The following is a 13,029-nucleotide window of genomic DNA, read 5'->3' as shown; positions in this document are numbered from 1 at the left end:
TCTCCGTATCAAGCGCTTTTGGTTTGCTTCAGGAAATTCTCGAAGAGGGCATGGCCGTGCTCCGAGAGAATCGATTCCGGATGGAACTGCACGCCTTCCACCGCAAGCTCGCGGTGACGCACGCCCATGATCTCGCCGTCATCGGTCCAGGCCGACACTTCGAGACAGTCGGGCAGCGACTCGCGCTCGATGGCGAGCGAGTGATAACGGGTGACGTTGAAGTGCTTCGGCAGGTCGGCGAACACGCCTTTGCAGTCGGTTTCGATCTGGCTCACCTTGCCGTGCATGATGGTCTTCGCCCGCACGACGCGCCCGCCGAACGCTTCGCCAATCGCCTGATGGCCGAGGCACACGCCGAGAATCGGCGTCTTGCCTGCGAATTCGCGCAGCACCTCGAGCGTGATGCCCGCGTGCTGCGGGTTGCTCGGTCCGGGCGAGAGGCAGATGCGCGCGGGGTTGAGCTTCGCGATTTCGTCGATGGTGATTTCGTCGTTGCGGTACGTATGAACGTCTTCGCCGAGTTCGCCGAAGTACTGGACGATGTTGTAGGTAAACGAATCGTAGTTGTCGATCATGAGCAACATGGTCTTTTCTCCGCTCAGAAGTCGCTGTCGAGGCCGTCCTGCACCTGCTCGGCGGCGCGCAGCACGGCGCGCGCCTTGTTCTCGGTTTCCTGCCATTCGGACTCGGGCACCGAATCGGCAACCACGCCCGCGGCGGCCTGCACATACAGATTGCCGTTGTGGATGAGGCCGGTGCGGATCGCGATCGCCAGGTCCATCTCGCCGTTGAACGAAAGATAGCCGACCGCGCCGCCGTAGAGCCCGCGCTTCACCGGCTCCAGTTCGTCGATCAGTTCCATCGCGCGCACCTTCGGCGCGCCCGAGAGCGTGCCGGCCGGGAACGTGGCGCGCAGGACGTCGAAATTGTTCATGCCGGGCTTGAGCTTGCCTTCCACCGAACTCACGATGTGCTGCACGTGCGAGTACTTCTCGATGATCATCTTGTCGGTGACGGCCACCGAGCCGATCTCGGCGATGCGGCCCACGTCGTTGCGCGCGAGGTCGATCAGCATGACGTGCTCGGCGATTTCCTTCGGGTCGTTGAGCAGTTCGGTCGCGAGTTCGGCGTCGCGCTCGGGCGTGTTGCCGCGCGGCCGCGTGCCCGCGAGCGGACGGATCGTCACGATGCGGTCTTCGCCGCGTTTTTCCTGGCGCACGAGAATTTCCGGCGACGCGCCCACCACGTGGAATTCGCCGAAGTTGTAGTAGTACATGTACGGCGACGGGTTGAGCGAGCGCAGCGCACGGTAGAGCGAGAGCGGATTGTCGCGATACGGCTTGCTGAGGCGCTGGCCGACCTGAACCTGCATCAACTCGCCAGCGGCGATGTATTCCTTCGCCTTGCGCACGGCGGCAAGGTAATCGTCCTTCTTGAATTCGCGGAAGGTTTCGGTACGCACGCTCGCCGAGGTCACCGGCGGCTGCACCGTGGTGCGCAGGCGCTGCTTGAGTTCGCGCAGGCGGTGTTTGGCCTTGGTGTACGCCTCGGGCGTTTGCGGATCGGCGTAGACGATCAGATACAGCTTGCCCGCGAGATTGTCGATGACCGCGACTTCTTCGGTCAGCAGCAACTGGATGTCGGGCAGGCCGAGGTCGTCGGTCGGGCAGGTATCGGCGAGCTTCTTCTCGATGTAGCGCACCGCGTCGTAGCCAAAGTAGCCCGCGAGACCGCCGCAGAAACGCGGCAGGCCCGGACGCTGCGCGACCTTGAAGCGCGCCTGGTACTTCGCGATGAATTCGAGCGGATCGCTGTCATGCGTCTCGATCACCTGGCCGTCGCGCACGACCTCCGAGACGCCGTTGCGCGTGCGGATCAGCGAGCGCGCCGGCAGGCCGATGAACGAGTAGCGCCCGAAGCGCTCGCCGCCCACCACGGACTCCAGCAGGAAAGAATTGGCGCCGCTGCGCTCGGGCTGCGCGAGCTTCAGATACAGCGAGAGCGGCGTTTCGAGATCGGCGAGCGCTTCGGCGATCAGCGGGATGCGGTTGTAGCCCTCGTTGGCGAGGGACTGAAATTCGAGTTCGGTCATGTTCCGATCCTGTTCGTGCTGCCGGTCGCGGCGGGTGCGGGCCCAGTGCGGCTCAAAACGGGGCGCGCGGTGAGCGCGAGGCGTTTGTTTTTGAGTGCTTGATGGCCGCTGGCGCTCGCTCGTGCGGCCCGAGGTCGCGCTGATGATCAAGCGCTTGCCGGGCCGGCGTGCAGTACATCGACGGAAGGTGAAGCGTAGCCGCTCGCGCCTCGCGCACCTCGCCGCGAACGGCGAAACGACACGCAAGGACAACGAAAGCCAACGGCCAGACCAGCCGACGGGTTACTGCAACAGTTTAGAGTCGAGACACGCGCGAGTGCGCAGCGAAGTAAAAAACGGTGCTGAAGACAATCTTCAGCGAACCTCGGGTGAGGTTAGCGCGACCAGCGACGCCAGGGCCAGGCTCCCCGGTCGATCGTGCTCAGACTCCGTTTTTTATTCAGAAACATGAGGATAGTTGACGTTCAGTTGAGAACTTAAGTCAGATCATTGTGCGCTGCGACCGCCTTGGCGGCGTCGAACAGCGAGGCAACTATACCATCCGATTCAATTTTTTGTACAGGTTGGCCGTGGTTGTAGCCGTAGGGCACCGTGAGCGTGGCCATGCCGGCCGCGCGGCCCGCAATCGCATCGTTCTCCGAATCGCCGATCGCAACCGCCGCCGCGGGCTTCACACCGAGGCGCTCGCAGGCCGTGAGCATCGGCAGCGGGTCGGGCTTCTTCTTCGCCAGACTGTCGCCGCCGATCACGACTTCGAAGTAGTGGGCCAGGCCGTATTGCTGCAAAAGCTCAACGGCGAAGCGGTGCGGCTTGTTAGTCACGCACGCGAGCTTGATGCCCTGGTCGCGCAGTGCGGCGAGGCCCGCTTCGACGTCCGGGTACAGATGCGTGTGGCGGCCGTTGATCTTCGCGTACTCATCCTGGTAGAGCGCGAGCGCTTCGTCAAAGCGCGCCTCCACGTTGCCCGCGGGAAAGCGCGGCGCGAGCACGCTGCGGATCAGGTGCTCCGAGCCCTTGCCCACGTACCCCATCACTTCCTCGCGCGTGGTTTCCTCGGCGTCGAGCTGCGCGAGCATGCCGTTCAGGCCGGCGGCGAAGTCGTCGGCGGTGTCGACCATCGTGCCGTCGAGGTCGATCAGCGCCGCTTCGATGCGCGGCGCGGTGAACTTGATGGGGGCGTTCATTTTGCGTTTGCAGCGCTTGTTGCGGTCACGAGCTGCGCGCGCATCTCGTCGATCACGGTCTTGTAGTCATGCTTGCCGAAGATCGCCGACCCGGCCACGAAGGTGTCCGCGCCAGCCGCCGCGATTTCGGCGATGTTGTCGACCTTCACGCCGCCGTCCACTTCGAGGTGGATTTCGCGGCCCGTGCGCGCCGTGTAGGCGTCGATCTTCGCGCGCGCCTCGCGCAGCTTGTTGAGCGCCTCGGGAATGAACGACTGGCCACCGAAGCCCGGATTCACCGACATGATGAGCACGAGATCGAGCTTGTCCATCACGTGGTCGAGGTAGTTCAGCGGCGTGGCGGGGTTGAACACGAGGCCAGCCTTGCAGCCGTGGTCACGGATCAGCGAGAGCGTGCGGTCGATGTGGTCCGAGCCTTCCGGGTGGAAGCTGATGAGGTTCGCTCCGGCCTTGGCGAAGTCGGGCACGATGCGGTCGACCGGGCGCACCATCAGATGCACGTCGATGGGCACGCTCACGTGCGGGCGGATTGCCTCGCACACCAGCGGGCCGATGGTGAGGTTCGGCACGTAATGGTTATCCATCACGTCGAAGTGGATCCAGTCGGCGCCGGCAGCGACGACGTTGCGGACTTCCTCGCCAAGACGCGCGAAGTCGGCGGAGAGAATGCTGGGGGCGATGCGGAATTGCGTCATGGCGGCAATCGGGAAACGGTCGGAAAAACCGTATTTTACCGTCAGTAGGAGAGCCTTTCGCGGCGGGTGCCGCGGGCCGCGCCGGGTTGCGGGTGCCCGTTGCATCAAGCAGAATGCCAAACCATGTGCCGCGCCTCGCGGCGCGCTCGCGAGCGCCTTGCCGCGCGGGCGTCTCAGTCAACGGACTCAGCAGCCGCACCCGGGCGAATGGAACAAGGATGAGCCAGTACGAATTCAGCGTGACGTCGCAGGTGCGCTACCTGCCCGAAGAATCGGACCCGGAGCGCCGGCAATATGCCTTCGCGTATACGCTGACCATTCGCAATACCGGTCAGGTGGGCGCCCAGCTGATCGCGCGCCACTGGGTGATCACCGACAGCGAAAATCACGTGCAGGAAGTGAAGGGGCTGGGCGTAGTCGGCCATCAGCCGCTTCTGAAGCCGGGCGAGCAGTTCGAGTACACGAGCTGGGCCGTGATTGCGACCCCGGTGGGCACCATGCGCGGCGAGTACTTCTGTGTCGCCGAGGACGCCGAGCGCTTCGAGGCGCCCGTACCCGAATTCGTGCTGCGCATGCCGCGCACACTGCATTGAACCGCCGCGGGAATTCGGGGTCTGCTAGTCCTGACGCCGATCGTCGCGCGCGGCTTGCTTCTTCCTGCCCGACGCGGTCCACACAACGATGAAAATCAGCAGGAACAGCGCAAGGAGCGCTTCCAGACCAAACATGAGCATCGGGTATTCGTCGAGCAGTTCTGACATGGCGGCATCCATCGAGAGCCAATATTGTAGGCGTGATTTTGACGTCGATTCCGGTCTCGATGTCCCGGTGATGCCGGGATTCACAAAGATGCGATATTGCGTGGGGTCGGCGCTTCGGCGTGGGAGGAGCCGCCTGGGCGTCCGGTTAGGCGGATGGTTGGGCGCTGCTTCGCTGGCGGCTTTGCTTGCCGCATGCGGCGGCCCGAGCTACGTGCGCAACGTGCCGCCCAAGGGCACGCCCACGCTGCCCTCGCAGCTCGCCGCGCAACGCCTCACACCGGTCGCCTGGCAGCAGGTGCCGGGCTGGCAGGACGACTCGCTGATCGGCGTGACCGCGGCGCTGCGCGCGAACTGCACGCGCCTCGCGCGCGATCCTCGCTGGCAGCGCGCGTGCTCGGCGGCCTCGCAGCTCGACGACCTGGACGCCTCGAGCGCACGTGCATTCTTCGAAACGTATTTCACGCCCTATCAGTTCGCCAACAACGACGGCACGCTCGACGGCCTCGTGACCGGCTACTACGAACCGCTGCTGCACGGTTCGCGCACGCGTCACGGCATCTATCAGACCGCGCTGTATCGCTGGCCGTCCGGCTATCGTCCGGGTGCCGCGATGCCGCCGCGCGCGCAGCTCGAACGTTCGGGCGTGCTGGGCGGCAACGAACTCGTGTGGGTGGACGATCCGATCGAAGCGTTCTTCCTGCAGGTGCAGGGCTCCGGGCGCGTCGTGATGGAAGACGGCAGCGTGATGCGCGTGGGTTTTGGCGGCACCAACAACCAGCCGTACAAATCGATCGGGCGCTGGCTGCTCGACCGCGGCGAACTCACGCCCGCGCAGGCGACCATGCAGGGCATCAAGGCATGGGCGCGCGCGAACCCGACGCGCGTGGACGCACTCCTCGACACCAATCCGCGCTTCGTGTTTTTCCGCGAGATGACTGGCTCCGAAGGCGACGCGCAGGGCGGCGCGGACGGCCCGATCGGTGCGCTCGGCGTGCCGCTCACGCCGGAACGCTCGATTGCCGTCGATCCGTCGTCGATCCCGCTTGGCACGCCGGTGTTTCTTCAGACCACGCGCCCGCTCACGAATACGCCGCTCAACCGGCTCGTGTTCGCGCAGGACACGGGCACGGCGATCAAGGGCGGCGTGCGCGCCGACTACTTCTGGGGCCTCGGCGACGATGCCGGCGACCTGGCCGGCAAGATGAAGCAGGGCGGCCGCATGTGGCTGCTGTTCCCGAACTCGTGATCGTGGTGGCGCCTGCGCCGCGCACGTGAAGCGAAAAAGCCGGCGCTTGCCGGCTTTTTCTTTTGCTGCGCGCTGCGAGCCGCGGTTACTTCGGCCGCTTGTCGATGACTCGCCGGGCCTTGCCAACCGAGCGCTCAATGCCGTTCACTTCGAGCACGTTCACCTTGCATGTGACGCCGATCAGCGCCTTGATGTCATAAGCGAGCGCCTTGCTGGCCGCGTCGAGCGCGCCGTAATCGGGCGCGGTTTCCGGGCACGGTTCGCAGTTGAGCGACATCACGTCCATCGGACCTTCCTTCGTCAGGACGATCTGATAGTGCGGTGCGAGCGCCGGCTGCTTGAGCAGCAGTTCCTCGATCTGCGTGGGAAACACGTTCACGCCGCGGATGATCAACATGTCGTCCGAGCGGCCCGTGATCTTTTCCATGCGGCGCATGGTGCGCGCCGTACCGGGCAACAGACGCGTGAGGTCGCGCGTGCGGTAACGGACGATGGGCAGCGCTTCCTTCGTGAGCGAGGTGAAGACGAGCTCGCCCAATTCGCCGTCGGGCAGCACTTCGCCGGTTTCCGGGTCGATGATCTCGGGGTAGAAGTGGTCTTCCCAGATCGTCGGGCCGTCTTTCGTCTCCGCGCACTCCGAGGCGACGCCCGGGCCCATCACTTCCGAAAGACCGTAGATGTCGACGGCCGTGATGCCCATGCGCTGCTCGATGGCCTTGCGCATTTCATTGGTCCACGGCTCCGCGCCGAAGATGCCGATGCGCAACGAACAGGTGGCCGGATCAATGCCCTGGCGCTCCATTTCGTCGGCGATGGCGAGCATGTAGCTCGGCGTGACCATGATGATGTCGGGACGGAAGTCCTGGATCAGCTGGACCTGCTTCTCGGTCTGGCCGCCGCCAAACGGAATGACGGTGAGACCCGCACGTTCCGCGCCGTAGTGTGCGCCAAGGCCGCCCGTAAAGAGTCCATAACCGTAGCTGATGTGCACCTTGTCGCCGCGCCTGGCGCCCGCTGCGCGCACCGAACGCGCGACGAGGTTCGCCCAGGTGTCGATGTCGCGCGCCGTGTAGGCCACTACGGTCGGCTTGCCCGTCGTACCCGACGACGCATGGATGCGCGAAATCTGGTCTTGCGGCACCGCGAACATGCCGAAGGGATAGTTGTCGCGCAGATCCTTCTTCGTAGTGAACGGGAAGCGCGCGAGGTCGGCGAGCGACTGCACCTGGGACGGATGCACGCCCGCTTCGTCGAATTTGCGGCGATAGACCGGCGAATTCTCGTAAGCGTGGTTCAGCGACCATTTCAGACGCTCGAGCTGCAGCGCAGCAAGCTCGTCGCGGCTCGCCTTTTCGATGTGTTCGAGCGGCAGCGTGGTACTCATGGGTGTCTCCTGGATCTTAAGAACTTTACTCGTGACGCGTGCGGAATCGAGAAGGGGAAACCCGCTTCACGTTGCGACTGGAATGACATTGCCGCGAATCTGCGCGGACTTGCCTCGGAAAAGCGCGACGGTTTCGCCTGCCCGGTTCGTCACGCGGATGTCGTAGACCCCGTTGCGTCCCGATAGCACCTGTTCGACGGCTTCGGCGGTCAACACCTCGTCGCGCAGGACCGGACGCAGGAACTCGATCGAGCAGCCGGCCGCTACGGTGTTGACGTTGTACGAATTGCACGCGAAGGCGAATGCCGAATCCGCGAGCGAGAAGATCATCCCGCCGTGGCAGGTTTGATGGCCGTTGAGAAACTCGGGGCGCACGGCCATGCGCAGGCGCGCGTAACCGGCGCGCACTTCGACGAGTTCCATGCCGAGCGCGCGGGTGCAGCCGTCCGATTCGTACATCGCTTGCGCGGCCGCGCGGGCGAGTTCGTCGGGCGACATGCCGTCTCCCTCTGACAGTTGCGAGACTTGCGTGGACATCTCAGCGACCCTCGAAATGTGGTGCGCGTTTTTCGATGAAGGCCTGGACGCCTTCCGCGTAGTCGTACGAAGCGCCCAGTTCGCGCTGCAGATCGCGTTCGAGGTCGAGTTGCTGGTCGAGCGAGTTCGTGGCCGATGCGCGCAGCGCTTCGCGCGTGGCAACGATGGCGCGCGTGGGTTGCTGCGCGAGGCGCGCGGCGAGCGCGCCGGCCGTTTGCGCGAGCTCCGCGTCGTCGGTCACTTGCCAGACGAGGCCCCAGCTCTCCGCCTTTTCCGCGCCCAGCTTTTCGCCGGTCACGGCGAGCCCGAGCGCGCGCGCCATGCCCACGCGCCTGGGCAGGAACCACGTGCCGCCGGAATCGGGCACGAGGCCGATCTTCACGAACGCCTGGATGAAGCTTGCCGAGCGTGCGGCGAGCACGAGGTCGCAGGCGAGGGCGAGATTGGCGCCGGCGCCGGCCGCGGTGCCGTTGACGGCGGCGATCACAGGCATCGGCAGCGCCTGCAGGCGCTTGATCAGCGGATTGAAATGCTCGTCGATGAGGTCGCCGAGATCGGTCATCGCACCCGGCGTGAAGTCGAGATCGGCGAGATCCTGGCCCGCGCAGAAGCCGCGGCCCGCGCCCGTCAGCACGAGGGCCCGCGCGCCGGCTGCGGCGACCTCGTCGAGCGCTGCGACAAGCTCGCGGTGCATGGCGCGCGTAAAGCTGTTGAGCTTGTCCGGGCGGTTCAGCGTGATCGTGGCCACGCGGGTGGATGCGTCGATTTCGACGCGGATCGCATCGTAGGGCATCGGTTGTCTCCTTGTCGACCAGAGTTAGCGCTTCAGCGCTTACTCTGGTCCCATGCAAAGCTGTCTGAGACCGCCGAACGCATCGCCCGGCGGCCGGTCGATACTGCCTGCGTTATGCCTCGACGCGTTCGATTGCGAGGGCGATACCCTGGCCGACGCCGATGCACATCGTACAAAGTGCGAAGCGTCCGTTCGTGCGCTCCAGCTGATGGAGCGCCGTCGTCACGAGACGCGCGCCCGAAGCGCCGAGCGGGTGGCCTAGTGCAATTGCGCCGCCATTCGGGTTCACGCGCGGATCGTCGTCGGCAATGCCGAGTGCGCGCAGCACGGCGAGACCTTGCGAGGCGAACGCCTCGTTAAGCTCGATTACGTCGAACTGATCCAGCGTCATGCCGAGCTGCTTGAGCAGCTTTTGCGTAGCGGGCGCCGGGCCGATGCCCATGATGCGCGGTGCGACGCCGGCGGTCGCCATGCCCAGCACGCGCGCGCGGCGGCGCAGGCCATACTGCTTAGCGGCCTCCTCATTGGCGAGCAGCAGGGCGCACGCGCCGTCGTTGACGCCCGAGGCGTTGCCCGCCGTGACCGTGCCGTCCGGCTTCACGACGCCCTTGAGCTTGCCGAGCGATTCGAGCGAAGTCTCGCGCGGGTGCTCGTCGAGCGTCACGCGCACGGGGTCACCCTTCTTTTGCGCAATCTCGACCGCGACGATTTCCTGCGCAAGCGTGCCGTCCTTCTGCGCGCGGGCCGCTTTCTGCTGGCTGCGCAGCGCGAACGCGTCCTGATCGGCGCGGTTGATCCCGAAATCTTCCGCGACGTTTTCCGCCGTTTCCGGCATCGAATCGACACCGTACTGCTGCTTCATCAGCTTGTTGACGAAACGCCAGCCGATGGTCGTGTCGTAGATGGCCGCTTCGCGCGAAAACGCCGAAGCCGCCTTGCCCATGACGAACGGCGCGCGCGTCATGCTTTCCACGCCGCCTGCGATCATGAGGCGCGCTTCGCCTGCCTTGATCGCGCGCGCCGCACTGCCGACGGCGTCGAGGCCCGAGCCGCACAGGCGGTTGAGTGTGCCGCCCGGCGCGTCGGTCGGCAGGCCCGCGAGCAGCGCGGCCATGCGCGCGACGTTGCGGTTGTCTTCGCCGGCCTGGTTGGCGCAGCCGTAGAGCACGTCGTCGAGCGCGCTCCAGTCCACGCCGGGATTGCGCTCGACGAGCGCGCGGATGGGCACCGCGGCGAGGTCGTCTGCGCGGACGTCCTTGAGGGCGCCGCCGTAGCGGCCGAACGGGGTGCGAATCGCGTCGCAGATATAGGCTTCGGTCATCTCGGGTTCCTGGGGCGCGAGCGCGGAAGTGCGCTCACGCCTTGCATGCTAGAGGGATGGGCAATCGGGCGCCATTCGGCTGAGCGGCATGGGCCGATCAGCTGGCAACTGCGGGGACCGCTTTCGGTTCGACGTGAACACGGCTCTGAACCACGCGGAAGCGGTTCGCCACGAACGCGGCGTCGGCGAGCGCGGCGTTTGCCGCGGGGTTCGCGCCGGTGCCGTGGAAGTCCGAGAACGCCGCCGACTGGTTCACGAACACGCCGCCCGTGAGATTGATCGAGAGCGCCACGCCGCCGGTGATGGCGGCTTCGTGCGCGGCTTCGATCACGGCGTCGTCCGTGCTGTAGACGGAAAGCGTGAGCGCGCCGTGGTCGCGCGCGGTCTCGCCGGCCAGCTTCAGCGACTGGGCCGTCGAATCCGTGGCGATCACGAACGAGATCGGGCCGAACCATTCGCGCGTGAACTGGGCGGCGTCGCGGGCTGCGTCGAGCGAAAGCACGAGCGGCGTGCGCACGCGTGCGCCGGCGAACTGCGGGTGTTCGAGCGTCTGGCTGTCGGCGAGCACGGTGCCGAGCTTGCGGGCTTCGTCGATGCGAGCCGTCACGCCTTCGTTCTGGATTGCGCCGAGCACTTCGACGGCGCGCGCCGGATCGGCGACGAACTTCTGCACGGCGCCGGCGATCGCCTGGGCGACGGCCTCGAAGCTCACCTGGCCTTCAGCGGTGCGGATGCCGTCGCGCGGCACATAGATGTTCTGCGGGGCCGTGCACATCTGGCCCGAGTAAAGGGACAGCGAGAACGCGATGTTGCGGGCGACGGCCTTCAGGTCGTCCGCGGAGTCGATCACGATCTGGTTCACGCCTGCCTTTTCCGTGTAGACCTGCGCCTGATGCGCATTGCGCTCGAGCCAGTCGCCGTTTTGCGTGCTGCCCGTGAAGTCGATCAGTTTGATCTCGGGGCGCAGTGCGAGCTGCTGCACGAGTGCGCCGTCGTTGGGATCGGTGGCGAGCAGCGTCACGACGTTCGGATCGAAGCCGGCTTCGCGCAGCACGTCACGCGCAATGCGCACGGTGATCGCGAGCGGCAGGATTGCGCCCGGGTGCGGCTTGACGATGACCGTGTTGCCCGTCGCCAGATCGGCGAAAAGGCCGGGGTAGCCGTTCCAGGTCGGAAACGTGCAGCAGCCGAGCACGAGGCCGGTGCCGCGCGGCACGATGGTGAAGCGCTTTTGCATCGCGAGGGGCGGGTTCTTGCCCTGCGGCTTTTCCCAGTGCGCGTCGGCGGGAATGCGGCGCAGCTGGTCGTAGGCGTAGGTGACGGCTTCGAGCGCGCGGTCCTGAGCGTGCGGGCCGCCGGCCTGGAAGGCCATCATGAACGCCTGGCCGGTCGTGTGCATCACGCTGAAGGCGATCTCGAAGCTCGCGCGGTTCAAGCGCTCGAGGATCTCGAGGCTCACACCTGCCCATGCTTGCGGGCCGGCGGCGCGCCAGTCGCGCTGGGCTTGCTGCGCGGCTTCGATCAACTGGTCCGGCGTCGACTTCGGATAGCGCGCGCCGAGCGCAAAGCCAAACGGCGAGGCCTCGCTGCCGACGGTTTCGCCCGTCGACGGCTGGTCGAGTTCGAAGGTGCGATTCAGGTGGGCCTTGAACGCGCCTTCGCCATCTGCGCTAGCGGTTTCCCCGTACACTTTGGGGCTAGGCATTTCGGCGAACGGGCTCCAATAGCCGCGGGTCTCGATGGCGGCAAGCGCTTTTTGAAGCGCGCCCTCATGCTTGGCGAACAGCGAATGTGTCATGGCTCAACGTTGATTGAGAGGTTGGACAGGGCCCGTGCCAATTAATTGACCGACCGGTTGGTTGGCCAATGTTAGCATTAGTCAAAGTTCGGCGTAAAAAATTTTTTTGGGGACTTTCTTTTGATGGAAGGAGGAGTTATGGGGTACGAAAACATCCTGGTCGAGACGCGAGGCAAGGTCGGCCTGATCACGCTGAACCGGCCAAAGGCGCTCAATGCGCTAAACGATGCGCTCATGGACGAACTGGGCGCGGCACTCAAGGCGTTCGACGCCGATGAGGGCGTTGGCGCGATCGTCATCACCGGTAGCGAAAAGGCGTTCGCCGCGGGCGCGGACATCGGGATGATGGCGAGCTACACCTTCATGGATGTGTACAAGGGCGACTACATCACGCGCAACTGGGAAACGATCCGCTCGATTCGCAAGCCGATCATCGCGGCGGTCGCGGGCTTCGCGCTCGGCGGCGGCTGCGAGCTGGCCATGATGTGCGACATGATTTTCGCCGCCGATACGGCGAAGTTCGGCCAGCCCGAGATCAAGCTGGGCGTGATTCCGGGTGCGGGCGGTACGCAGCGTCTGCCGCGCGCGGTGTCGAAAGCGAAGGCGATGGACCTGTGCCTGACTGCGCGGATGATGGGCGCGGAAGAGGCGGAGCGCGCCGGGCTCGTATCGCGGGTGATTCCTGCGGCAGAGTTGCTGAACGAAACGCTGGCCGCGGCGGCGACCATCTGCGAATTCTCGTTGCCCGCCGTGATGATGGCGAAGGAGTCGGTGAATCGCGCCTACGAGACGACGCTGGCTGAAGGCGTGCACTTTGAGCGCCGGCTGTTCCATTCGCTCTTCGCTTCGGAAGATCAAAAGGAAGGGATGGCGGCCTTCGTCGAGAAGCGCAAGCCCGCGTTCAAGAACAAGTAATTGACTGGGAATTTCGATCGCCGGGAACGGCGATCGAAATTATTTTCGCCACCCCCTTGCACAGCGCCGGCTGGGGCGATAAGATTCGCCCCCTTCGCAGTTCGATGTCTCTGACGTCAGGGCAGCGAAGGCCGCCGCGGAAACCGGCGGACGCAGGAGTCGGCAGCTTTTTTAAGCGGTGAGCGAAAAAAAGGGGTTGACGAAGCGAAAAAGATTCTTCATAATCTCGTTTCTCTGCTGCTGACGCAGCAACGCAGAAAGAAGCCGGTAGTTAAGTGGTTGTCTGAACGAAACTGCGCGGCA

The 13,029-nt window shown here is 65.1% G+C and carries 13 protein-coding genes; 3 read left to right on the top strand and 10 right to left on the bottom strand.

The genetic code is table 11. The features are described from left to right. Nucleotides 1-8 precede the first annotated feature (8 nt). From M3I56_RS35435 to rpe, 4 genes are all read right to left on the bottom strand, one after another. Entirely contained in the window at nucleotides 9-584 is a 576-nt protein-coding gene (locus tag M3I56_RS35435) for an aminodeoxychorismate/anthranilate synthase component II (protein WP_028208767.1), read from the bottom strand. Nucleotides 585-598: 14 nt separating this feature from the next. Next, a complete protein-coding gene (gene trpE, locus M3I56_RS35430; protein WP_028208768.1) occupies nucleotides 599-2,092 on the bottom strand; it encodes an anthranilate synthase component I in 1,494 nt (497 codons plus the stop codon). A 476-nt stretch (nucleotides 2,093-2,568) separates the two neighbouring features. Then, the gene (locus M3I56_RS35425) at nucleotides 2,569-3,276 is read right to left on the bottom strand and encodes a phosphoglycolate phosphatase (protein ID WP_254336902.1); all 708 of its coding nucleotides are present in this window, start codon (nucleotides 3,274-3,276) and stop codon (nucleotides 2,569-2,571) included. After that, complete coding sequence (gene rpe, locus M3I56_RS35420; RefSeq protein WP_254357947.1) at nucleotides 3,273-3,971, bottom strand: ribulose-phosphate 3-epimerase; 699 nt, start codon at nucleotides 3,969-3,971, stop codon at nucleotides 3,273-3,275. Before rpe ends, M3I56_RS35425 begins: the two co-directional genes overlap by 4 nt. A gap of 218 nt (nucleotides 3,972-4,189) precedes the next feature. Between rpe and apaG the strand changes: the two genes are divergently transcribed. Continuing rightward, nucleotides 4,190-4,564: a Co2+/Mg2+ efflux protein ApaG gene (apaG, locus tag M3I56_RS35415; RefSeq protein WP_254357946.1), complete on the top strand. Its 375-nt coding sequence runs from the start codon at nucleotides 4,190-4,192 to the stop codon at nucleotides 4,562-4,564. Nucleotides 4,565-4,588: 24 nt separating this feature from the next. Here apaG and M3I56_RS35410 read toward each other — a convergent pair whose 3' ends face one another. Next, nucleotides 4,589-4,732, bottom strand: a complete 144-nt coding sequence (locus M3I56_RS35410; protein WP_028208772.1) for a hypothetical protein — start codon at nucleotides 4,730-4,732, stop codon at nucleotides 4,589-4,591. On the opposite strand from M3I56_RS35410, the gene M3I56_RS35405 reads away from it, so the two are divergent. Next, entirely contained in the window at nucleotides 4,698-5,978 is a 1,281-nt protein-coding gene (locus M3I56_RS35405) for a murein transglycosylase A (protein ID WP_375541848.1), read from the top strand. The genes M3I56_RS35410 and M3I56_RS35405 overlap by 35 nt on opposite strands. 85 nt (nucleotides 5,979-6,063) lie before the next feature. Here M3I56_RS35405 and paaK read toward each other — a convergent pair whose 3' ends face one another. The 5 genes from paaK to paaN form a co-directional block, all read right to left on the bottom strand. After that, nucleotides 6,064-7,362: a phenylacetate--CoA ligase PaaK gene (gene paaK / locus M3I56_RS35400; RefSeq protein ID WP_254357945.1), complete on the bottom strand. Its 1,299-nt coding sequence runs from the start codon at nucleotides 7,360-7,362 to the stop codon at nucleotides 6,064-6,066. Between the two features lie 66 nt (nucleotides 7,363-7,428). Next, nucleotides 7,429-7,899 (bottom strand): hydroxyphenylacetyl-CoA thioesterase PaaI, encoded by a 471-nt coding sequence (gene paaI / locus M3I56_RS35395; protein ID WP_254357944.1) that lies wholly within the window; start codon nucleotides 7,897-7,899, stop codon nucleotides 7,429-7,431. Nucleotide 7,900: 1 nt separating this feature from the next. Continuing rightward, nucleotides 7,901-8,692, bottom strand: a complete 792-nt coding sequence (paaG, locus tag M3I56_RS35390) for a 2-(1,2-epoxy-1,2-dihydrophenyl)acetyl-CoA isomerase PaaG (protein WP_254357943.1) — start codon at nucleotides 8,690-8,692, stop codon at nucleotides 7,901-7,903. 112 nt (nucleotides 8,693-8,804) lie between these two features. Then, a complete protein-coding gene (gene pcaF, locus M3I56_RS35385) occupies nucleotides 8,805-10,013 on the bottom strand; it encodes a 3-oxoadipyl-CoA thiolase (protein ID WP_028208777.1) in 1,209 nt (402 codons plus the stop codon). A gap of 97 nt (nucleotides 10,014-10,110) precedes the next feature. Then, on the bottom strand, nucleotides 10,111-11,811 hold the full coding sequence (gene paaN, locus M3I56_RS35380; RefSeq protein WP_254357942.1) for a phenylacetic acid degradation protein PaaN: 1,701 nt from the start codon (nucleotides 11,809-11,811) through the stop codon (nucleotides 10,111-10,113). 138 nt (nucleotides 11,812-11,949) lie between these two features. Here paaN and M3I56_RS35375 point away from each other — a divergent pair, with 138 nt between their 5' ends. Further along, nucleotides 11,950-12,726, top strand: coding sequence for an enoyl-CoA hydratase (locus tag M3I56_RS35375; protein ID WP_254357941.1), 777 nt, complete (start codon nucleotides 11,950-11,952; stop codon nucleotides 12,724-12,726). The last annotated feature ends 303 nt before the right edge of the window (nucleotides 12,727-13,029 follow it).

The sequence above is a fragment of the Paraburkholderia sp. CNPSo 3281 genome (assembly GCF_024206515.1).
GTDB lineage: Bacteria > Pseudomonadota > Gammaproteobacteria > Burkholderiales > Burkholderiaceae > Paraburkholderia > Paraburkholderia nodosa.
This window is presented reverse-complemented; position numbering and strand designations above follow the sequence as displayed.

Excerpts from the sequence above, each read along its gene's own strand:
- apaG (WP_254357946.1), top strand. The coding sequence starts at position 4,190 with ATGAGCCAGTACGAATTCAGCGTGACGTCGCAGGTGCGCTACCTGCCC.
- paaI (WP_254357944.1), bottom strand. The coding sequence starts at position 7,899 with ATGTCCACGCAAGTCTCGCAACTGTCAGAGGGAGACGGCATGTCGCCC.
- M3I56_RS35375 (WP_254357941.1), top strand. The coding sequence starts at position 11,950 with ATGGGGTACGAAAACATCCTGGTCGAGACGCGAGGCAAGGTCGGCCTG.
- paaK (WP_254357945.1), bottom strand. The coding sequence starts at position 7,362 with ATGAGTACCACGCTGCCGCTCGAACACATCGAAAAGGCGAGCCGCGAC.
- trpE (WP_028208768.1), bottom strand. The coding sequence starts at position 2,092 with ATGACCGAACTCGAATTTCAGTCCCTCGCCAACGAGGGCTACAACCGC.
- paaG (WP_254357943.1), bottom strand. The coding sequence starts at position 8,692 with ATGCCCTACGATGCGATCCGCGTCGAAATCGACGCATCCACCCGCGTG.
- M3I56_RS35425 (WP_254336902.1), bottom strand. The coding sequence starts at position 3,276 with ATGAACGCCCCCATCAAGTTCACCGCGCCGCGCATCGAAGCGGCGCTG.
- pcaF (WP_028208777.1), bottom strand. The coding sequence starts at position 10,013 with ATGACCGAAGCCTATATCTGCGACGCGATTCGCACCCCGTTCGGCCGC.
- rpe (WP_254357947.1), bottom strand. The coding sequence starts at position 3,971 with ATGACGCAATTCCGCATCGCCCCCAGCATTCTCTCCGCCGACTTCGCG.
- M3I56_RS35410 (WP_028208772.1), bottom strand. The coding sequence starts at position 4,732 with ATGTCAGAACTGCTCGACGAATACCCGATGCTCATGTTTGGTCTGGAA.
- paaN (WP_254357942.1), bottom strand. The coding sequence starts at position 11,811 with ATGACACATTCGCTGTTCGCCAAGCATGAGGGCGCGCTTCAAAAAGCG.
- M3I56_RS35405 (WP_375541848.1), top strand. The coding sequence starts at position 4,698 with ATGAGCATCGGGTATTCGTCGAGCAGTTCTGACATGGCGGCATCCATC.
- M3I56_RS35435 (WP_028208767.1), bottom strand. The coding sequence starts at position 584 with ATGTTGCTCATGATCGACAACTACGATTCGTTTACCTACAACATCGTC.